The following is a 21,111-nucleotide window of genomic DNA, read 5'->3' as shown; positions in this document are numbered from 1 at the left end:
CTCTCACCATCACCGGCCTGTCAGCAACTCGATGCACATCACCCGCCGATGCGTTCGAACACTCCCATATTCATCCACATCGATGCCAGGCCGACCAAACAATACCATTCGACCGGTATTGCAGCCGAATAGAGAGTACCGCATGTCCAGCGCACAAGGAACGTCTTACCGATACATACCCGCTGCACGGTCGGTACGCCCGGAGAACCCGGCGAACGCCATCCACTTCGGGACGTCCAGAGCACCTCTACGGTGAGTGGGGAATAAAGGCCTCCGGCGAGGGATCGAGTGCAGTATCAGCCCAGACTCGGGTGCTGACGTAGTGGTGATCGTGCCCGATCAGATCGATATGACGTGCGGACAGTCCCCGCTCCCGACCTATCCGCAGTGCCTCTTCGAAGTCGACGGAGTCGATCGGTGGGGTGAGAAGTCCTTCTGCGGCGGCGGTGTGAACGAGCTCGCGGACGGTCACCGCGTTCGGATGAGCGAGATGACGCATGCCCCCACGCCACGCAGTGCGTAGAGGCCACGCCGCAATCGCGGCGGTAAGTCTGCCGACGTCCCCGCGCGAAATCACCGATTGCCGTGCGATGCCGTCGTCGATCCACACCCCGAGAGCCGCAACGAGGTGCGCCAAACCCGGCAGGAACCAGCGGTCGCCGGGTCCGTGCACAAATCCGGAACGCAGCACCAGACCGCCATGTTCACGTACATGATTTTCGGCGGTCAGCCGACTGGCGCTCAGCGCAGTGACCGGATTCGGAAAAAGCTCTTCCTCGACGACGTTCCGGTGCGGTCCGGGCCCATAGACACCGATGGTGCTCAGATACACGATGTGCTCGATACCGTGGTCGGCAGCGGCCGTCACCAGATTCTCGGTACCGAGAGCGTTGACCTCCTCACATCGGGCTGTGTCGGAGCCCGTATACGAGGCCGCATGCACAATCACGTCGACACCGGCCAGCGCGTCGGTCAACGATTCCACATCGAGTAAATCTGCCGCCACCACCCGCATCGCCGGTCTCGAGGATGCGAGCGGACGGCGCGCTATCGACGTGCATGCCACCCCCATGTTCAGCAGAGCGTCGAGCACCGCCCCGCCGAGGAAACCGCTCGAACCCACGACCGCGACGTGCAACGGGGACGTCGACGGCGCCGAGGCGTGGTCCGCAATGTCGTTCCGGTCCGGTGGTACGGTTCGCCTCAGAGGAGGCAGAGGGCCGAGATGCTCCACGACTCACCTTCCGGTAGATCATCGAGTAAAGGACACGGGGTGTGGCCAAACAAGCTCGGGCAGTAGAGACCCGGCAGCAGATCGTGGCAGCAGCGGCCGCTACGTTCGATCGGCTGGGATTCGACGGTGCCAGCCTCGGGGCGATCGTCGACGCGAGCAGTGGGCTCACCAAAGGTGCCCTGTACTTCCACTTCAAATCGAAGGACGAACTCGCACACGCCGTCGTAGAACAACAACACGCCATCTCCATCGCCGCAGTCGGCGCGATCGCCGCCACACAGGCCTCGGCGCTCGAGCAGATCGTGATGCTCTGCCACGAGATGGGACGGCAGATCGTCGAGGATCCGATCGTCCGCGCCGGCATCCGGTTGACCCTCGAATTCAGCGCCGGCGCCGAACCGAACCAACCGGGACCGTACCAGGACTGGATCGAAGCCTGCCGGCACCTCGTCGAGACCGCGATCGACGAGGGCGACCTCCTCCCCACAATCGCCCCCCCCGACCTGGCACGGTTCGTCATCTCTGCGTTCACCGGGGTCCAGATGGTCTCGAATGTCCTCGATCGGCGCATCGATCTCGAACAACGCATCGACCAGATGCTTCAGTTCCTGTTCAACGGCATCCTGACCTCCGACTGCCGCCCAGACAGCGACAGGATCCGCCACGCCCGCTGGAGCAACACACACCAACCGGCCTGACACGCCGCTACCCGCCGCATCCCGGTCCCGGCACACGAGTTGCACGAGCGGCCCACCTCAGCGTGGCGGTAGCCATTGCCCTCCCCTGCTGCTCGAGCACGACATGGGCACCTGCGCTCCCCTCTTCGAGTCCCGAGACCACCATCTCCGCCGGAACGTCGAGTTCGACGAATTGGTGAAACTGCACGCTCATCGACACCGGATCCCCCTCCGGGTCCCCGAGCTCCGCTCGTGCCGCCTGACGGGCAGCCTCGAGGACGAGCATGCCCGGCAAGTGATCGGACGGATGGTCGAACAACACCGGATGCGACAGGTCCGGCAGCACTCGCCAGCGACCCGGCCGTACCGTCGCACCCACCACCACATCCCCGACGACCGGCACCCCGATCACGGCCGGATCGACCGGCACTCCCCTCGGTACAGAGCCGAGCGCACGTGGCCCGCCCTCACCCCAACGAACGATGTCGTACTCCTCGGCCGCGAGAACCACGGTTCGGCCCCTTCCGGACCCGACACAGCGGCCGGCGATCGCGAACTCGAGTGCGGCGCTCAAGGCGGTGACCTGCGAGCCACGACGTCGCACATCCGATACCACCGCAGTGACGGCGACCTCGGCGGCACCGGCACCGATCACCAGGCGCTCGAACTCGGCGCTGATGTCGATCTCCTGCATCACGAACCGTTGAGCGAGAGAGACCCGATACCGGGTGTGTGCCAGATAGATCACGCATTGCCGCAGCGTCTCTGCGAGCAGCATCGGGTCGTAACGACCGGACCGGCTGCGATAAAAACCGTGCAGACGCGGCCACTGCGCACCCAGAACGAACCGGTCCGGTCCGGGACCGCGAACGCAATCGGTGAGGAAGACCTCGGATACCGCCTGGCGGTGGACATGCCTGCGCGGGACCGTCGACTCGAACGACAACACCGCGACATCATCCCCCGAACCGGACGAACCGTTCACTACCTCCATACCGCAAGTATCGCCTCACGGGTAGGACGTGACCGCACCCGCTGTCATCGAGACGGCAGGATGTCGCTTGCAGGGCATGAGCGCAGCAGTCTGCGCTCCCCCGCGCCGGCGAACACATTTCCGGAGGCGACAGGCACGAACCGCTCGGTGCCGGTCCACCAGACGACTGCTCGATTCCGAAACGACTTCCGACAAGAGACTCGACAAAAGAACTCATCGACAGTGCGGCCTGCACACCGACCGGACGTCACGGGCCTGGCGGGGCAATCACGCTCCAGAACCGGTCGGACATCGGTGGCCATTTGTTGTTCCGTTGCCTGCTCTCGTCCGCTCGCACGTCCTCGAGCAGCGCCACCAGGTGCGGTCCACCGTCGAGCAGGACACGCACGATACCGAGCGCGACACACTGGACAGTGATCGTTGCGAGCAGCGTTTCGGCCTCGTCGGTGCGGTCGGCCGTGGCCAGGCTGTCTACCAGCAGACACCGTGCCTGCAACAACGCCCGCGGACGGCCGGCATCGACGAGGAGGTCCACCCATTCCTGCGCCCACCTGCACGCCGTTTCCAGCGAGTCCGGTGTGCCGTCGTCGAGGAGGGTCCGAATGCCGACGGACTCGTCGAATTGAGCAATGGTCGCGTCGATCCCGTGCACGGGTCGGCGCCGTTCCGCATACGTGGGCGGCAGGCGGACGGGAATGCCGATCGTCGCAGGTAGCCGCAGTCGCGCACGTTCGTCCTCGATCTGGGCTCGCAACCTGAGCAGCTTCAATGCGTGCGCCGCCCGGGCGCCCGCGTCGAGGCGTTGTGCGGCGGCGGCACGATTGCCGCGCGCCGCCTTGATTCGAACACCGGCCGTATACCGGACCGTCTTCAAGTCCACTGCACCGGCTTCATATCCCAACAGGAAGCTCTCGTCGAGAAGCCGATCTGCCTCATCGAGACGGTTCTGCTCGTAGAGCAACCCACCGAGCAATGCACCGACGAGTCGCACAGCGGTCGAGTTCCCATTGCTTCCGTTACGTGCCGTTCGCAAAGCTTGTCGGAACTGCTCTTCCGCAGTCGAGATCTCCAGTCGTTCGTGCGCGATGATGCCCAGGCAGCAAGAACTGTGCATCCGGGCATACGGTCCGCGATTTCGACTGTGGTAAGGAGCGGCCCATTCCTGAAGTTGCTCGGCGGCAGGGAAATCGAAGCGGTGGATTGCAGCCATACTCGCGAGGTTGGTCGCTGCCGACACGACCCACGGAGAAAGCGCATCGGCTCGAGCCAGAGCCGGACGAACGAGTTCGTCCGTCGAGTCGTAACGGTCGGAACGGGCTGCGACGAGGGCGCGGATCACACCGATCTCCGCGTTGACTTCCTCGGTGTCGTCGACAGTGACGGTCGCATCCGCCAGAAGAGCTTCGGCAGCGGCAAGGGCTCGTTCGGCGGGTCGAAGGCGATGGAGGAGAATGTTGCTCCACGCCACCATGAGCTGCAGACGGGGCCGGCCGGCAAGCGCCGACTGCGGCAGCTTGTCGAGCAGTACCAGTGCCGAGGCGGCCTGAGAGAGCTCGAGCAAGTTCGTGCCGTGCCGTTCCACCAGGTCCACGGCCATCTCCTCGTCCCCTGCTGCCTCGGCATGGGTGACCGCCTCTCGGATGAACCCGTGGTCGGCGAACCATTGTGCTGCGATGCGATGCAACCGGCTCAGGCGTTCGGGGCTCTCGCGTTCGATCCAGCGATGGAGGAACTCGCGGAACAGATGGTGGTAGCGAAACCAGGTGCGGTCCTGATCCAGTCGGCGAAGGAACAACCCTCGGTCTTCGATCTCCTCGAGCAGAGCCTGGCTTCGGGTCGTTCCGGTGAGCGCGCCGGCCAGGTCCGCGCAGATGTACTCGCAGATGCTGGTAGCGAGCAAGAAGTCCAGAGTCGGGGCTTCGATGGAACTGAGGACGTTCTCGGCGAGATAGTCCTCGATGGCGTGGTGGCGACCGGTGATTCCGCGGATCAACCCTGCGGGGTCGTCGCTGGCGCGTAGTGACAGTGAAACCAGGTGGAGCGCGGCCACCCAGCCTCCGGTCGCGCGGGTCAGCGCGGCGATGTCCTCCTCGGTCGGACGTAGCCCGGCGACATCGACCAGCAGTGCTCGCGCTTCCGAAAGGTCGAACCTCAGTGTGGCGGCGTCCACGTCGATCAATTCGTCGCGAACGCGCATACGGCTCAACGCCATTCCGGTGCGTGCCTGACTGGTGACGACAACTCTCAAGTTCGCTGCGTCGGCATTGTCCAACAGGAACGCCATCGCAGCGAGGGCGTCGGGGTGGGAGATCCGGTGCCAGTCGTCGATGATCAGGACGACTTGTTCGGCGGATTGCTGAACGTCGTTGATCAGCGTGGCAAGCATGTAGTGCATGGCATCGTCGCCGTGCTCGTCGAGCACCGCGACGAGTTCGCGAGCCAACATCGGTCGCACCTGTCGAAGGGCCTGGATCAGATGCGACAGAAACCATACGATTTCATTGTCGTCGGTATCGACGGACAACCACGCCACATGGATGCCTGTCGCGGTCAACTCGCGCGACCATTGCGCGGCAAGGGTGGTCTTGCCGAAGCCCGGTGGAGCAGTGATCGCCGTCAGGATGCGCGGCCCGCCCGCTCGCAATATCTGCAGGAGGCGCTCGCGCACCACCAATGGTCGGGTCGTCGTCGGCGGGCGTAACCGTGTGGCGGGTATCGGAAGGAGCAACCGACCGGATCCACTACGTCGTCGAGGGCCGAGATCACCGGTCGTGGTCCGGGCAGGCACGGCGGCGTCGGCGGTGTCGGCGGTGTCGGGCATCGGAAGTCGGTCCACCGGCAAGTCGTGGTATTCCGCGACGGCACGGAGTTGTTCACCGAATTCGGCGGCAGTACCGGTACGCGAGACAGGATCTCGGTTCATCGCGCGTTCGATCACTTCGCCGAGGTCGTCCGGGATGCGGGCATCCTCACAGAGGTCCGGCACCGGACCGCGGGTGATCCGCAGGAACTGCGCGACCACCGATTCACCGCGCTGTCGCTCGTACACCGCGTGTCCGGTGATTGCGCAGAACACGGTTGCACCGAGTCCGTACACGTCGGCCGAAGGGGTAGGGGCCTGACCGGCAAGTACTTCGGGTGCGGTGAATGCCGGAGATCCCGTTACCTCGACGCTGGCGGTTTCGAAGGCTCCGGCGACGCGCGCGATTCCGAAGTCGGTCAGTTGCGGCTCACTGTAATCGGTGAGCAGGATATTGGCCGGCTTGACGTCCCGGTGCAGCATGCCCATCCGATGCGCGGTCTCCAGAGCGCCGGCAATCTTGACGCCGACTTCGAGTGCGTCCTCCCAACGCAGTGGGCCCTGCGTCCGAATCCGAACTTCGAGAGAGTTGCGTCGGTGATACTCCATCACGATGTAGGGCTGACCGGATGCAGTGGTACCGACCCCGTACACGGTGACGATGTTCGGGTGGCCGGAGAGACGACCCATCGCACGCTGTTCGCGCAGAAAACGCTCGACGTTGTCGGGATCCGGCCGCGCGGTCAACAGTTTGATCGCCACGGTGCGATCCAGCTCGGGCTGCCGACCTCGAAAGACGACGCCGAAACCACCGCTGCCGATCTCGTGGAGGTCCTCGAATCCCACCGCGCTCAATTCGGCCACAAGGTGGGACCGATCGTCCCGCTGTGTCGCCATCGGATCGATGTCAACCATCGGCGGCCTCGTCCATAGCCGGGTGGAGTCGAACACCTTGATCATATCTCCGTGGGAGCGGAGGCGGGGTGGGCACCGTAGGGATCGACCGCAACGGTCGTCCGACCCCGCGTCATCGTGTCCGACGTCCGCGTCGGTCAAGTGCTCGCTTCCGGTCGTGTCTCGGCCACTACCGCCCGGGAAGACCGGTCTTCTCGAGAATGGTGCGCACTTCGGCTTGCACGATTGCGTGGTCGTGCCGGGGGTGATCGGCGTGTGCCAGGTACAACATCGCCTCTTCGACTGCAGCCAGCAGTAGACGAGCGAGTATCGACGTGCGAATCGACGGTCCTCGCTCAACCGTTTCGACCGGCTCGAGCATGGTCGCGATACTGTGCAGCAGCGGTTCCTGAGCTTTCCGGATATCGATCCACCCAAGGACGGCAGGTGCTTCGATCAGCAGCAATCGACGCGTCGCCGGGTCCTGAGCGGAGGCGAGAGCAGTGAGCACCCCACCGATGAACGCCTCCCACGAAGCATCGACCGGCTCTGGGGGCACAAGGGCTTCCGCGACCTCCCGTTGCGCGCGCTCGATCACGGCTCGGAACAATTCGTGCTTGTTCGCGAAGTGATGGTAGAGAGCTCCTCGGGTGACCCCCGCCAGCGCCACGATCTCCTCGGTCGTAGCTTTGCTGTACCCGTCTCTGAGAAAGACCTGGAGAGCTGCATCCAGCAACGCGGTCTGTGTCCGAGCCGCATTCCGAACGTGTCCGACTGTCTCTGTCGTTCTCTTCACCAGTGCCCCTCGGGATTACGATTGTATGCAGAAAAGTTCATGCGGTTCGAGATGTCCACGCTGCCGAGACCCCACTCGATCCCGAGAGGGACAGTGCAGCTGGAGAATCCGGGAGCGGCTGCCTCTCTCTACTCCGGCTACGACGTACCGGGTCCATGGGCCGGCCGGATAACTCGGATACCGCACGAGGCATCCACGGTGTCACTTGTCGCACTACACAGCGCAGCCCTACGGACGCGTTGTGTTCACGGATCGGCGCACAGCGAAAGCTGTGCGGCGGTCAACGGTTCCGCCATACGGGCGGTCGTTTCTCGGTGAATGCCGCGGCACCTTCCAACGCGTCCTCGCTGGCGCACACGCCATCGGACTCGGCTGAATTGACTTTCCAGACATCGTCTTCGAATCCGGCTGCATGTGCGTGCGACATGACCTTCTTGCTGGCGCGTACCGCGAGGGGTGCGTTGTCTGCGATGACATGAGCCAGACGTAATGCTTCGGGCAGTACCTCCGAGGGCGGAACTACCGAATTGACCAGCCCCCAACGCAGGGCCATCTCGGCCGAAAGAGGTTCTCCGGTAAAGACCGCGTGCGCAGCAATTTTCGGGGGAATCTGCCCCGGAAGACGTACGAGACCCCCGCCTCCAGCGATGAGACCGCGTTTGACCTCCGGCAATCCGAGCGTGGCCTCGGAGCTGAGCACGGCGAGATCACATGCCAGCACGATCTCGGTGCCACCGCCGACCGCCACACCGTTGACAGCGGCGACGAGCGGCTTGGACACGTAGTGCTGGACCAGGCCGGCAAAACCCCACTCCGGATGGTTCGTCGGCAGAACGGATCCACCAGCGGCGAAGGCCCCGAGATCGGCGCCGGCGCAGAACGCCCGTCCCGCTCCGGTCAAGACACCGACCCGCAGATCGGGATCACGATCGATCTCGTCGAGGGCGGCGCCCAATGCATCGGACACAGCGGCGTCGACGGCGTTGAGAACGTGAGGCCGGTTGAGGGTGATCACTCCTACGGGCCCGTCTCGGTGGAGCAGTACGACCCTCTCCTCTTCGTCTTGCATCGTCGCGTGCGCACCTTCGGACGCAGGAGTTCGAGCACTGTCCCGCCCGACTCCGCGCCCAGCGCCGGTCACCCAAGCATCTGTGCCGTCCACCGTATCCATGTGATCGTGTCCCTCCCTCGGTATCGAATCTCGTCACGACATCAGGTGTCACGTTCGGGTGGCAACCCCACTCTTGAAGACCGGGACCGACACGACCGCAGCACGGTCGCCGCAACGTTCGCCCTGGAACGGACAATTCCGGCGAGACTCGCTCACTACGGGACCTGGACACTTACGCGTGCACCATCGGCTCACATCCAGCTCGGCAACACCCCAGGGGGCATGCGGCCGCATCCCCGAGAGCGGCAGCCCTACCGTCTCACGTGCCCCGCTTCGGGGGGAAGTCGACTGGGCACAACGAATGGTCCGACATCGAGACCATATGGATTGCCCGAGTCGGAAATGCTGCAAACCGGTGGGCATGCCCCTCCGGCCCGGATACAGTGGACAGCAATGACCCCGGAGCGGCCTCTGCACCCTCGGTGCACGTCCCCGGGGTTTTAGCATTCGTCGCCCGCACCTGCGCCCAGAACCGGCTCCGCGCCCATCTCGAAACACACATCTCCGATACGTACGGTCCCGAACAACTCCTGTCGGTCCGACTCGTCCCCCACGCGAAGGAGGAGCGATGAGCGACCCTCGCGACTCGGATTCGGCGCGCCCCCTCTGTCCGGAGGCGCGGGGACGTCGAGGACCGCACCGACCGCGCTCATTGTTGCCGACGGTCTCGGCCTGGATGGACGTGCTGTCCCTCGCCTTCTTCTGGCTTTTCGAACTCGGCTTCATCCTCGGGATGATCGCGGCCGTCTGCGGGGCGCTGGCCGGCTCGCGGCCGACGGTCGCCGAGGACGAAGCCGCTTCCCTGCGAGCCCTGCTCGCAATCGTCACCGGAATCGCGGGAATCATCGCCGCCTGCGCGATCGCCGTGTTCCCTAGCTTCCAAGCTCTGTGATCCCCACCTCCCCCATTTCCCTCCACCTTCGATCCGGACCACTTTCCGGTGTCGCGTCGGCCGGGGAACCCACCTGCGGGTGCGGAAGGGCCGCGACGGGGTCGGCAATCCCACTGACTTCGGCGACACTGCGACGAGCCTTTGGTTGATATTTCAACCATCTGCACTACAGTGGAAACTAGTTGACATCGCAACTAGTTGCGTGTTGTCGAAGAAGTCCCGACCGACCGGGTCGCGACTCGACGAAGTGCGGTGTCCGCCGACGCGTGCGCGGGAGAACCGCCCAGATCCTGCCCTGCGCACAGACACATGGGCATCGATCAGGAAAGGACCGATATGACCAATCTGTCGATCATCTACTACTCCGCCACCGGGCACGGCACCGCGATGGCCGAGCGACTGCGCAAGGCCGCCGAGGCCGCCGGCGCCGAGGTCCGGGTGCGCCACATCGCCGAGACCCGCGACCCGGCCACCTTCGCCGAAAACCCCGCCTGGACTGCAAACTACGAGGCCACCAAGAATCTGCCGGCCGCCACCGGTGAGGACATCGTATGGGCAGACGCCGTCATCTTCGGCTCACCGACCCGCTTCGCCAGCACCGCCGCCCCCTTCCAGACGTTCATCGACTCTCTCGGCGGCCTGTGGGCACAGGGCGAACTCGCCGACAAGGTGTACGCCGCCTACACCTCGAGCCAGACCGCGCACGGCGGACAAGAGACCACCCTCACCGGCCTGTACACCTCGCTGATGCACTTCGGCGGCATCATCGTGCCACCCGGCTACACCGATCCGCTCAAGTTCGCCGATGGCAACCCCTACGGAGTCGGGCACGTCACCGGACCGAACAACCAGAACGAACTCGACGACGCCACGATCGCGGCCCTCGACCACATGGCCCACCGCGTCGTGACCGTGGCCTCCAAATTCGCGAACTGACATCGCCCTTCCCACCACAGAGCGGAAGGACGACCGACCCTGGCAACGGGGGTCGTCCCGTCGAGATCGACTGCAGTCCTGACGAGTACATTCGGTTCTTCCCGCCGATCGGCAACGGAAGGACCTCACGGCTGCGGTCGATATCGGATCATCGCCTGGGATGCACACCACGATCGTGCAACACCACACGTCGAGGCGACACCCGAGACTCGAGGACGCGACCGCGCGAGTCCCCGAGCCGGGCACACCACGTATATCGATGCTGCGCCGGCTTCTGGGCACGCTCCGCCTCCGCTCGGATCGGTGCTGCCGTTCGGACATCACAGAGAAACGTCAATCTTGTTGATTTGACAGCAATACGGTATTTGCGCTTGCACGACGAAGGCGCACCGAAAACTGAAAGGTTGGAGGATCATGATCGGTAATTCGACTCGGTTCACCGGCTCCATCGGGACGGTATCCCAGAACGGCATCCCGCAAGAAGTGGACGTCGCGGTCGTCGGCTCCGGCGGAGCCGGCCTGATGGCAGCGCTCACCGCGGCCAAGGAGGGCGCACGAGTGCTCGTGGTCGAATCCCGCGAACTCGTCGGCGGCGCCACCGGCATCTCCGCAGGCGCCGCATGGATACCCAATCACGGCTTCTCCACCGACGACCTGAAGGTCGACGACGATCTCGACCAGGCCCGGCGCTACATCTACGGCGAGGGACGCGACAAGGTTCTCGACCACGACATGATCGAGAAGTTCCTGCAGACCGGCCCCCACGTTGCCCGGTACATCGAAGAGCACACCTCGTTCGGGTGGATCCCGACGATCTGGCCCGACTACCGCTCGGACATCGACGGTGCGTCCGTCGGCCGCGCCTTGTTCCCCGGTCCGTATTCACCCCAGGGACTCGGCGAGGCTGCGAAGTACGTCCGACCTGCCCTGACCACCGGCATGGCCAAGAACCCACTGCCCTTCTGGCTGCTGGGCGGCATCGGCATCGATGAGATCTGGCTCGCCGGCCCCGCCCTGATCGGCGCGCTACTCGAAGCGAACCTGCGCAACGGCGTCGACGTGCGCGTCGAAGCACCCGCAACCCGGCTCGTGATCGAGGACTCGAAGGTCACCGGCGTCGTCGTTAAGGCCGGCGGCGTCGAACACACCGTCCGCACCACCCAGGGTGTTCTGCTCGCCAGCGGCGGATACGAAAGCTCCCCCGAGCTGACGACGACCCATCTCGGCGCTCCGTTCGGCGTGCAGGTCTCCCCCAAGGGCCACGACGGCATCGCCGTGCAACTGGCCGAGGACGTCGGCGCAGACCTGACCGGCATGGAAGACGCCTGGTGGATGCCCGGGGTGCAACTGCCCGGTGAAGAACTCGAAGGCCGACCCCTCAGCCGCGTCTTCCTCGGCGAGCGTGCACTGCCGCACAGCATCATGGTCAACAGCACGGGCCGGCGGTTCGCGAACGAAGCCCTGGCCTACGACCAGTTCGGGCAGATCATGCGTGAGGTGGACCCCCAGACCGGCACCATGCCCAACGCCACCGCCTGGCTGATCTTCGACCACCAGTACTGGACGAAGTTCGGCATCTTCGGCGTCACCCCCGGCGGTGAGGTTCCCGAATACCTCCACCAGGCCGATACTCTCGCCGAGCTGGCGAACAAGATCGGGGTCGACGAGGTCGGATTGCTCCGCACCGTCGACCGGTTCAACCCCGACGCCGCCCGCGGCCGCGACCCGCAGTTCCACCGCGGCGACACTCTGTTCGACCGCTACTTCGGCGCGTACTACCCCCGACTGGGCAAATACTCCGCCGACAATCGCTTCCCCGCCGCCACCGCCAAGGCCCGCACGATCCTCGCCAAGGCCATCGGTCCGGTGGTCGACAAACTCGCAGGACGAGTCGCACGGAAGAACGATCCGGAACGTCTGCGTTCACTGATCGTCGGCCCGCTGGCCAAGATCATTCGACCGGTATTGAACAGTCCGAAGTCGAGTGTTCTCGGCCCCATCGACACTGCGCCGTATTACGCACTGAAGGTCGAAGCCAGCGCACTCGGCACCGTCGGCGGCCCGAAGACCGACGCCGACGGGCGGGCACTGGACACCGAAGGCAAGGTCATCCCCGGCCTGTACGCGGCGGGCAATTCCGGTGGCGCGCCCACGAAGGGCTTCTACGGCGGCGCCGGCGGAACCATCTCGCTCGGACTCGTGTTCGGTTACCTGGCCGGACGTGCCGTTGCTACGCGGCAGAACAACGCATAAGCCCGGTCGTTCGACCGTGCCGCAGCCGAGCGCGACGTCTTCTACACCGACGCCCGATCCCCCTCCACGAGGTTCCGGCATTCGTCTCGTCGGCTCCGCACGGTCGAACGCCCGTGTCCCCGGCCCGGACCGCACACCGTGCGGCGTGTGCACGTGCACCCGAGTGCCGCTGCCCTACCGTGCACGCCGGACCGTCGAATACTGGCGCAACGAAACACTTCTCCCCGCCCTGATCGGATCGCAGCGTCGCCGCACCGCCCTCGAGGCGCGGGCCCTGCGTCACCTGCACGCCCAGATACCCGACCCCGTCCTGCGCCGACCCACCACCATCCTCACCACTTCCCCCATCGCAGAACTCGCAGCAGACGCCGTGCACACCGCAGACGGCCGCCGGCACGAGATCGACGAGCTCGTCCACGCCACCGGATTCCACGTCTCCGCCGCCTTGATGCGCATGCCCGTCCACGGCCGAAACGGAATCAGCCTGCAGGAGATCTGGGCGCGTGACGGTGCCTCAGCGCACTTGGGGACCACCGTGGCCGGCATACCCAACGCATTCGTTCTCGGGGGACCGAACGCCGGAGTGGGACACACCTCGGTGCTGTTCATGCTCGAAAGCCAATTCCGTTACGTCGCTGCCGCGCTCGATGAACCGACCGCATCGGCGCCGATGCACTCGTCGTCCGCGAACAAGCACAACACCGATTCACCACACGCATCCACCGCGACTCGGCTGCGACGACCCGGCCCCGAGGCGGCTGCCGCAGTTGGTATCTCGACCGCGAAGGAATCAACCGCTCCCTGCGACCCGGTCCCACATGGCGATATCGGTTACACACCCGCACATTCGATCTCCACAACTACACATCGATTCGGGCGTCCGCCCGGGGGCAGCGACGGCGTCGATCCAGTCGAGCCCGGTCACCAAAGGACCGGAACATCGACGGCGACCACCTTCGACCGAGACGACGAGGTTCGGTATGTCTCGTCGATCAGAGTCGAGCACGAGGTCGTGCTTAAACACCACCAATGCCGGACCATCACCGAAAACATGCCAACCGGTCGCATTTACAGCAAGATCACATAGGTACTCTCTTCATTCGACTGTCAGGAACCTCGATGCGATCGATCATTCGTACTGCGGTACTCACCACCGCCGTTGCTGCCTTCACCGTGACCGCCCCTGCCCTCGGGTCGGCTGCCGCCGCCGACGAAGTCGTTTACGCCTTCGGCGTCGACGGCACGAGCGTGACCAACACGATCACCAACACCACCGGCGGCGTGTTGACCTGCACGACCTCGCTCGCCCCCGCGCCCGGCGGGGTGTTGCCTCCCATTTGGGAGGTCACCGGCCCCGGTCAGACGCTGTACGCCTCGGGCCAGGTCCAGTCCGGGACCACCACGCAGACCATCACCGAAGTACCGGATGGCTCCTATGTGGCGCTGGCAACCTGCGTCAACGCCGACAACACCGTGATGTGGGCCTCGGACTACCCCGGAATCGGCGACATTCTTGCCTTGTTCCCCCTGACCGCCTTCGCGGTCCAGCAGTCCTCCACCGTGCTCACCGTGCCCACCGATGCTCCCGCTCCCCCGGTTCCGGGACTCGGACTTCCAGCCTTCGGCAGCAGCAACTGACGTACCCGATCGAGACGCAGCTCGGGGGCCTGCATCGCCATCGGTGCAGGCCCTCGAGTCGGCCGACAATTCCTCGACGCCAACCGACCGGGCCTGCGGGGACAGTTCATCAGGGGACCCTCCGTCGGCGCAGCGACAGCCTCAGCCGCGCCGACGGAGGGGGTCCGACGCGCCAGGGCAGCGTCGGGACCCATGCCGATGCGGGGCGGGCATCGACATATCCGCGCCCCGGCATGGTGTCGACGTCGGCCGGGAAATGGACCGGCGACACGGTGGGGCGCGCATTCGGGTGACTCGTGCACTCCCCTGCAGAAGACCACACCGAATGTTCAAGACATTACCTTGACTAGGCAAAGAACAGCAATAGGACTCGGGTGCCGAGCGCGCGACTTCCACCAGCTCATCCCCGCGACTCGAAGGAACAGGGTCGGCGACATCCGATTCCATGAAAGATGTTGCGAATAAATGGTATTCGGAGTGCAGAAGATAGAATAGAACGACGTGCCGCTACCCGCCCTGCGACCGTGCGTCGTATGCGCAGAGGGGCTCGTCCCCCGTCGATGATCGTCGAGAACTCGGCCGAGGATTCCCGCGAGAGTTGCGCCACTTTCCGACTGTTGCACCACACGAGCTTTGATCCCCGCGATAAAATTTGTATTGCATTTTGTATTAGGCAGGTGGGTCTGTGCGGGTTGTCGGGGTCCTGCGCGTATCCACCGGACGGAAGTCGAGGTTCCCGACAGTGCTGGACAGCTCCACGTCCCCGCGCGCTCGGTTGTTCGCCACCTTGTCGAGCACGACGCCACTGGTCGTCCTGCAAGGCAACCGGTTCGCGGGAAAAACGGTTCTGGCACGGTCGTGGCTGCTCAGCGGAGCAGAGCCCGACGCCATCGTCGTACCCATGACCGCTCCCGCGGGCACAAGCACCCCGGACGAGTACTGGACGGACGTCCTTTCGGCGGTACACGCCCGAACCGGCGCCACAAGACCGGAGCGCGGCCCGGCCTCGTTCCAGACACTGTGCTCCCTATTCTCCGCGCTGCAGCACCAGATCGTGTTGATCCTCGACGCGGTCGATCGCATCCACGGCATCGAACCGCACGTCGCTGCTCTGCTCGACCTCTGCCCCCACCTGCGGGTCCTCGTCACCACCCGCACGACCGGAAAGTGGCAACAGGTGACCGACACGGCCGCCGACCGCACCATCCTTTCTGCGACCGAGCTTGCATGCACCGACGTCGAGACCGCCACCATCCTGAACGCAGCGGCGGTCCCCCAGTCGCAACGCACGGTGCAGTGGATCACGCGTCGCACCACGGGACTGCCGGCCCTGATCGACGCCGTGCGCGAAAGCCTGCAGCAGCACTCCGCCGGTTCCCTCGAGATCGTCGTCGATGACCTCGACAAACTTGTCGACGATTCGATCGACCGGGCCGTGCTGCGTGCTCTCGACGATCCCGACCTCACACCGCTGCGGCGATCGATCCTCGCATCCTCGACCCTGACCGCACTTCCAGAGGAATCGTCGAACATCGAGCGTTCGGACTTCGCACTGTCCGGTGTCTCCGACATCGTCGCCTTCACCCACACCATGATCGCTGCCGGATTCCTCGATCCCAGCCCCGACACCGGAGAGGACGGCTATCCGCGGAAGTGGTGCTACCCCGAACCGGTCCGTGCCTCACTGCGGCGCATCGCCGAGGACCGACATCCCACCGACCTACGGGCCACCGAGACCGCAACGATCGACGCCCTACTCCATGCCGGGAAACCGCATGCCGCACTGACCTACGCCATCGACGGCGGTCAGTGGGAGCGCGCTCTTCACATCGTCGACGAACACTGGACCACGCTGTACACCGGCGGCTTCCTCGACACACTCGGCGCAGCACTGGTCGAACGCATTCCCGCAGAGATCGCCGATACCCACCCCACGAGCAGAGCCATCCGCCGACTGCACCGACAGTTCTCCGCACCGCGCGATGTCCCCGTCGTCACCGCCGAACCCGACGTCGCGGACGGTATCGGACCCGAACCTGCCGAAGTCGTCATGCGCGCAGTGATGCTGCGGATCGACGGCCGGTTCCTCGAGGCCGCCAAGGCCTGCGACGCCGCTTCCGATCACCCACTGCCTGTCTTCGACGAACTCGACGAGCACACCCGCAACGCCTACGCCTTCTACTATCTCCACGTCGGCATCACCTACCTGCTCGTCGACCGAACCGACGACGCGACCGCGATGTTCCGACGCGCGCACGTCGCCGGAACAGGGACGTTCATCGAACGCGACGCCGCCGGAAAACTTGCGCTCACCAGCGCGATGGAAGGCGCACTGGTGGACACCCACTCCTGGATCGCCGAGGAACGGCGCCACCCACCCCCGCCGGGTGACAGCGAAAAACTCGTCCGCACCGCCGGCTGTGTGGCCGCCGCACTCGCCGCCCTCGACGAACTCGAACCCGACACCGCCCTCGACATCCTCACCGAGCTCGGTACCCCCGCCGATAACGAAGAGTTCTGGGCCTACGTCCTCTACACCCGCGGACACCATGCGTTGCTGACCGGTATGCCGACCGACGGTCTGCGCTTTGTCGAGTCCCACCTGCAGCGCTACCCGACACTGCGCACCGGTGGCCACTCCGCAACCCTGATCGACACGGTGCTGGCGGATCTACATCTCGCGTGCGGCAATCCCGAGCGAGCCGAAGACCTGATCGCAACGTCCACCCATCCCTCAGCAGTGCCGGTGCGAGCGCGGGCTCGATTGCTCGCTGCGGATTCGGCCGGCGCCCAACAGATCGTCGACCGGTGGTACTTCCCCACCTCGGTCGGTCCCGTGCGCACCTCGATGGAACTGGCCGTGCTCGGTGCCGCAACAGCCGCGGCCCTCGACGACGTCGACGCTGCTCGTAGGCACCTCGAACGGGCCGTCACCCTGTCACGCCACACCGGCATGCTGCGCCCGTTCGTACTGCTGCCCTCGGCGTCGCAGATCGCTCTTGCCGACCTCGGCGTCGAACTACCCCTCGACCTGAACCGGACCGCCAGAAACTTTGCCACCTTCCCGGTCTACCGACCGATGCTGACACTGACCGCCCGGGAGCGCGCCGTGCTCGACGCTCTGCTCACCGGGAAAACGATCACCGCCATCGCTGCATCCCACTTCGTCAGTGCCAATACCGTCAAAACCCAACTGCGTTCTCTGTACCGCAAACTCGGCGTGCACAATCGTAAGGACGCTGTCGCCGCCGCCCGACGTCTACACCTCGATTAGAGCCGTCGCCGATTCGGTCCCGAGATCGCGCCATTCGGTGAGCGCAGTGCGCGAGATCGACCGGCGGCGTGGACGCCGAACGGCCGCTGCCATCGACGCCGATTCCCACTCGCCGGCGGTGAGTGCGCCCGCAATGCACTCGAGATCGGTAGGGCGCCGGTACTGCCGCTCAGCCGGGCGACAGCCGACGAAGGGTTGTGTTTGTGTGGACAGTGGCTGCACCGGCGCCGGGTGCAGGTCCCTCCGGATGCGTGGCGTGACTGTGTCGAGCTGCAGCACGCCGCCCGACCCGCGATCATCAACTCTCGCAGAACCGCCGATCGATTTTGACTCGAACTTGTTCTCCTGCAATGGAATACATCGATTATGAACCAGTAGTGCAGCGACAGCGTGTCGTTCTGGACGACGCGCTTGAACTGCTCGAAGTCGCGGGCGGTGAACCAGCCGAGTGGGACGGTCGACAGCGTGCCGAGCAGACGGAGGTCCACAACCGAAGAATGAGGCTCACAACCCTGGTGGTGGACCCTGCGGGTTGCGAGCACCGCTTCTGCGCTGTGAGCCCCCTACCGAACACGCTCTGCGCGGTCAGTCAGCGGAAGTGGTCTCGCACACCGACCCCGGCGACCGGCGACCTGCACCCGCCTCGCTACGCTCCAGCTCATGAGTGAGCCGACTTCGACCTACGCCAACGTGACGCTCGACCCGCGTGCCAACGTCTACTTCGACGGCAAGTGCGTCAGCCACAACTTCCATCTGGCGGATGGAACCCGCAAGTCGGCCGGCGTGATCCTGCCCGCGACCCTCAACTTCGGCACGGCCGCTCCGGAGGTCATGGAACTGCACAGCGGCGCGTGCCGCGTCCGACTGGCCGGCAGCGAGGACTGGACCTCCTACGGTGCAGGCGACTCCTTCTCGGTGCCCGGCGACTCGTCGTTCGACATCGAGGTCACCGAAGCCGTCAGCTACGTCTGCCACTACGGCTGACCACACTCCTGAGCGAACTAGAACGCTCCCACCGAGCCAAGCTCTGTGGGAGCGTTCTTCCGTTCGTGGCGACCAGGCCACTAATGCAAACCCGGCTCAGCTGGTGGCCTCTGCGCGATCGGCCGAAGTGCCGGCCTGCGCCTTCCGCTGCGACGAGGCGTGGCCGACGAACATCGCCGACGCCACGATCCCGATGATCAGGACCGAGGCGGGCAGGAGCATCGACTGGCTCAGCGCGGTGCTGAACTTCTCGGCGATCTGCTCCGGGAGAGCGGTTCCCATCGCGGCTCCGCCGCCTTCACCGGCCTGCACCTCACCGAGTCCCTGCGCGGCCATCAAGGACGAGATCAAGGCACCGATCGCGGCACTGCCCAGCACCGAACCGACCTGGCGGGTGGTGTTGTAGATGCCGGCACCGGCGCCCGCCTGGCGGATGGGCAGGTTGTGCGTGGCGGTGGAGGCCAGCGGTGCCCAGATGCACGAATTGGACACGCCGGCGATACCGGCGATGAGCAGGAACAGCACGATGGGGCTGTCCGGCGTCATGAGCACCGCGAACCCGAAGATCGACGCGGAGAAGAGTGTGAAGCCGACGGTGGGCAGCACCCGGGGCGGCATCCGGTCGGAGAACTTGCCGATGAGCGGCGCCGTGAGACCGGTGACGATCGCCATCGGGGCGAAGATCAGGGCGGCGCGCGTGGGTGAGAATCCGCGGACCGTCTCGAGATAGAAGTAGGCCGGAACCATCAGTGCGGTCATGGCTGCGCCCATCGACGAGATCGCGATGTTCGACATCGAGAAGTTCCGGTCGCGGAACAGGGCCAATGGCACGAGGGGTTCACCTTTGTTACGCGCCTGGTTGGACACGAACAGCACCATCACCGCGATACCCGCGACGATCATCGTCCAGGTCCAGACGTCCCAGTCGCGGCTGGAACCTTCCTGGATTCCGAAGACCAGCAGGAACAATCCGACACCACTGAGGATCACGCCGACGACGTCGAACTTGTGCGGTTGGGTCTCGAGGCTGGGCACGAGCCATGCCGCCAGCACGAAGGCGATGATGCCGACCGGGACGTTGATGTAGAAGATCCAGTTCCAGCCCTGCCAATCGACCAGTACACCGCCGACGAGAGGGCCGAGCAGCGAGGCCAGACCGGCGACGGCGCCCCACAGACCCATGGCTGCGCCTCGCTTGTCGGGCGCGAAGGTGCGGGTGATGATCGCCATCGTCTGCGGCGTCATCAGCGCCGCGCCGAGTCCCTGGACGGCGCGGGCAGCGATGAGCATCTCGATGGTGCCGGAGGTCGCGCACCACAGCGACGCCGCGGTGAACACCACCAGGCCCGCGAGATAGACGTGCTTGGGGCCGAACCGGTCGCCGAGACGACCGGTGAACAGCAGGGGCACCGCATAGGTGAGCAGATAGGCGCTGGTCACCCAGACGACCTGATTGATGTCGGCCTGCAGGTCGGCCATGATCGCCGGGTTGGCCACCGCGACGATGGTCAGATCCAGCAGGATCATGAAGAACCCGACCACCAGGGCCGACAGGCCCCACCACGGATTACGTTCGGTTTTCATCGATTTCGTTCCTGTTCGTACCGGTCGAGCGCGACCGGAGATCTACTGGGTCAAGGTGTCCCGGTTCGGTCGATGTACTACGGCCGACCGGGACCACTACTTCCCGCACCGCTCCTCCGCAGTTCGGCGAGAGTCTCGTCCGTCAGCGCAGCACCCCAGTCGCGACCGAGATCATGGGGCAGGTCCGGAAGTTGTCGATCGGCGGCATCGACGCTCTGCCACACCAAGGACCCGTCGCGGATCTCCTCGATCAGTCCACGAAGCCACTCCGCTTCGTGGGCGGTCCTGTCCCGGAGGAAGTCGACGGCCACCCAGTAGCGACGCGGCACGCCGTTGTCCGCGGCCCACGTGCGGATCGCGTCGAATTCGACGAGCTCTTCCTCGAGCCGCTCGATGCGTTCTCCGAGAAGAACGACGACCTCGTCTGCCGGAAGGTTGTGCGATTCGGCGAGACCGAGGGGGAAGATCGGATACTCACGGACGGGCCGTCGGATGATCTCGGCGAGGCGGGCCCGCACGGCCGCGGCGCCGGCCTCGGTGATGCTGTAGGTGGTGCGCTCGGGGCGATTACCTGCGCGTTCGGTGCCTTCCTGCCGGATCAGTCCGCTTTCCGCGAGGCGGGAAACGGTGTGGTACAGCGAGCTCGGCCGCAGCTTGATGAGGTTGTCCTCGCGACGCTTGAGCAGAAGCTGGTGCATCTCGTAGGGATGCATCGGCCGTTCCTCGAGCAGCCCGAGTACCGCGACGGCCATAGGCGTCAGGACGGGGCTGCGGGGCTGATCGGACACCGGTCTCGATTTCCTTCGATCGTCGGGAGGCGTTGCGATTCTGCGACTGGTTCGCTTCGAATAGTCGGCGCCGAATATACGGCGTGGAATAACAGACGGACAAGCGCGTGAGGTCGCTCGACATCGCAGATCCGCACACTCGGGCATCCCCGCAATCGGTCCCTCCGGGTGGCAGACTCCCCTCGTGGACAGTTGC

Annotated in this window: 16 protein-coding genes; 8 read left to right on the top strand and 8 right to left on the bottom strand. The window is 65.1% G+C overall.

The features are described 5' to 3' along the window. Positions 1-247: 247 nt before the first annotated feature. On the bottom strand, positions 248-1,123 hold the full coding sequence (locus C6Y44_RS13150) for an NAD-dependent epimerase/dehydratase family protein (protein WP_159418270.1): 876 nt from the start codon (positions 1,121-1,123) through the stop codon (positions 248-250). A gap of 152 nt (positions 1,124-1,275) precedes the next feature. On the opposite strand from C6Y44_RS13150, the gene C6Y44_RS13145 reads away from it, so the two are divergent. Further along, positions 1,276-1,932, top strand: coding sequence for a ScbR family autoregulator-binding transcription factor (locus C6Y44_RS13145; RefSeq protein ID WP_159418271.1), 657 nt, complete (start codon positions 1,276-1,278; stop codon positions 1,930-1,932). A 7-nt stretch (positions 1,933-1,939) separates the two neighbouring features. Here the strand turns inward: C6Y44_RS13145 and C6Y44_RS13140 are convergent, their stop codons facing one another. The 4 genes from C6Y44_RS13140 to C6Y44_RS13125 all read right to left on the bottom strand — a co-directional run bounded on the left by C6Y44_RS13140 (position 1,940) and on the right by C6Y44_RS13125 (position 8,464). After that, a complete protein-coding gene (locus C6Y44_RS13140) occupies positions 1,940-2,905 on the bottom strand; it encodes a ScbA/BarX family gamma-butyrolactone biosynthesis protein (RefSeq protein WP_159418272.1) in 966 nt (321 codons plus the stop codon). A 247-nt stretch (positions 2,906-3,152) separates the two neighbouring features. Then, positions 3,153-6,665, bottom strand: coding sequence for a serine/threonine-protein kinase (locus tag C6Y44_RS13135; protein ID WP_225623551.1), 3,513 nt, complete (start codon positions 6,663-6,665; stop codon positions 3,153-3,155). Positions 6,666-6,789: 124 nt separating this feature from the next. Continuing rightward, positions 6,790-7,395, bottom strand: a complete 606-nt coding sequence (locus C6Y44_RS13130) for a TetR/AcrR family transcriptional regulator (RefSeq protein WP_120282669.1) — start codon at positions 7,393-7,395, stop codon at positions 6,790-6,792. Between the two features lie 280 nt (positions 7,396-7,675). Continuing rightward, positions 7,676-8,464 carry a crotonase/enoyl-CoA hydratase family protein gene (locus C6Y44_RS13125; protein ID WP_159419217.1) on the bottom strand — a complete coding sequence of 263 codons (789 nt, stop codon included), beginning with the start codon at positions 8,462-8,464 and terminating at the stop codon, positions 7,676-7,678. Positions 8,465-9,134: 670 nt separating this feature from the next. Here C6Y44_RS13125 and C6Y44_RS13120 point away from each other — a divergent pair. The 6 genes from C6Y44_RS13120 (at position 9,135) to C6Y44_RS13095 (ending at position 17,559) form a co-directional block, all read left to right on the top strand. Further along, entirely contained in the window at positions 9,135-9,458 is a 324-nt protein-coding gene (locus C6Y44_RS13120; protein ID WP_225623550.1) for a hypothetical protein, read from the top strand. Positions 9,459-9,794: 336 nt separating this feature from the next. Further along, on the top strand, positions 9,795-10,394 hold the full coding sequence (locus tag C6Y44_RS13115; RefSeq protein WP_120282666.1) for an NAD(P)H-dependent oxidoreductase: 600 nt from the start codon (positions 9,795-9,797) through the stop codon (positions 10,392-10,394). A gap of 414 nt (positions 10,395-10,808) precedes the next feature. Then, complete coding sequence (locus C6Y44_RS13110) at positions 10,809-12,647, top strand: FAD-dependent oxidoreductase (RefSeq protein ID WP_159418273.1); 1,839 nt, start codon at positions 10,809-10,811, stop codon at positions 12,645-12,647. Between the two features lie 163 nt (positions 12,648-12,810). Continuing rightward, on the top strand, positions 12,811-13,734 hold the full coding sequence (locus C6Y44_RS13105; RefSeq protein ID WP_159418274.1) for an NAD(P)/FAD-dependent oxidoreductase: 924 nt from the start codon (positions 12,811-12,813) through the stop codon (positions 13,732-13,734). Between the two features lie 32 nt (positions 13,735-13,766). After that, entirely contained in the window at positions 13,767-14,285 is a 519-nt protein-coding gene (locus C6Y44_RS13100) for a hypothetical protein (RefSeq protein WP_159418275.1), read from the top strand. 742 nt (positions 14,286-15,027) lie between these two features. Further along, positions 15,028-17,559, top strand: a complete 2,532-nt coding sequence (locus tag C6Y44_RS13095; protein WP_159418276.1) for a helix-turn-helix transcriptional regulator — start codon at positions 15,028-15,030, stop codon at positions 17,557-17,559. Here the strand turns inward: C6Y44_RS13095 and C6Y44_RS13090 are convergent. After that, positions 17,545-17,910: a hypothetical protein gene (locus tag C6Y44_RS13090; protein WP_192378456.1), complete on the bottom strand. Its 366-nt coding sequence runs from the start codon at positions 17,908-17,910 to the stop codon at positions 17,545-17,547. The genes C6Y44_RS13095 and C6Y44_RS13090 overlap by 15 nt on opposite strands. Before the next feature lie 309 nt (positions 17,911-18,219). Here C6Y44_RS13090 and ppnP point away from each other — a divergent pair, with 309 nt between their 5' ends. Then, positions 18,220-18,543 carry a pyrimidine/purine nucleoside phosphorylase gene (gene ppnP, locus C6Y44_RS13085; protein ID WP_059383442.1) on the top strand — a complete coding sequence of 108 codons (324 nt, stop codon included), beginning with the start codon at positions 18,220-18,222 and terminating at the stop codon, positions 18,541-18,543. A gap of 96 nt (positions 18,544-18,639) precedes the next feature. On the opposite strand, the gene C6Y44_RS13080 is transcribed toward ppnP, so the two are convergent. Together C6Y44_RS13080 and C6Y44_RS13075 are read right to left on the bottom strand one after the other, a co-directional pair. Next, positions 18,640-20,127 (bottom strand): DHA2 family efflux MFS transporter permease subunit, encoded by a 1,488-nt coding sequence (locus tag C6Y44_RS13080; RefSeq protein ID WP_159418277.1) that lies wholly within the window; start codon positions 20,125-20,127, stop codon positions 18,640-18,642. A gap of 77 nt (positions 20,128-20,204) precedes the next feature. Next, entirely contained in the window at positions 20,205-20,915 is a 711-nt protein-coding gene (locus tag C6Y44_RS13075) for a PadR family transcriptional regulator (protein WP_159418278.1), read from the bottom strand. Between the last annotated feature and the right edge of the window lie 196 nt (positions 20,916-21,111).

This window comes from Rhodococcus rhodochrous, assembly GCF_014854695.1.
Classification (GTDB): Bacteria; Actinomycetota; Actinomycetes; order Mycobacteriales; family Mycobacteriaceae; genus Rhodococcus.
This window is presented reverse-complemented; position numbering and strand designations above follow the sequence as displayed.

What these genes read in the sequence shown, in the direction of transcription:
- C6Y44_RS13140 (WP_159418272.1), bottom strand. Translation starts at nt 2,905, where the DNA reads ATGGAGGTAGTGAACGGTTCGTCCGGTTCGGGGGATGATGTCGCGGTG.
- C6Y44_RS13135 (WP_225623551.1), bottom strand. Translation starts at nt 6,665, where the DNA reads ATGATCAAGGTGTTCGACTCCACCCGGCTATGGACGAGGCCGCCGATG.
- C6Y44_RS13125 (WP_159419217.1), bottom strand. Translation starts at nt 8,464, where the DNA reads ATGCAAGACGAAGAGGAGAGGGTCGTACTGCTCCACCGAGACGGGCCC.
- C6Y44_RS13120 (WP_225623550.1), top strand. Translation starts at nt 9,135, where the DNA reads ATGAGCGACCCTCGCGACTCGGATTCGGCGCGCCCCCTCTGTCCGGAG.
- C6Y44_RS13115 (WP_120282666.1), top strand. Translation starts at nt 9,795, where the DNA reads ATGACCAATCTGTCGATCATCTACTACTCCGCCACCGGGCACGGCACC.
- C6Y44_RS13110 (WP_159418273.1), top strand. Translation starts at nt 10,809, where the DNA reads ATGATCGGTAATTCGACTCGGTTCACCGGCTCCATCGGGACGGTATCC.
- C6Y44_RS13100 (WP_159418275.1), top strand. Translation starts at nt 13,767, where the DNA reads ATGCGATCGATCATTCGTACTGCGGTACTCACCACCGCCGTTGCTGCC.
- ppnP (WP_059383442.1), top strand. Translation starts at nt 18,220, where the DNA reads ATGAGTGAGCCGACTTCGACCTACGCCAACGTGACGCTCGACCCGCGT.
- C6Y44_RS13080 (WP_159418277.1), bottom strand. Translation starts at nt 20,127, where the DNA reads ATGAAAACCGAACGTAATCCGTGGTGGGGCCTGTCGGCCCTGGTGGTC.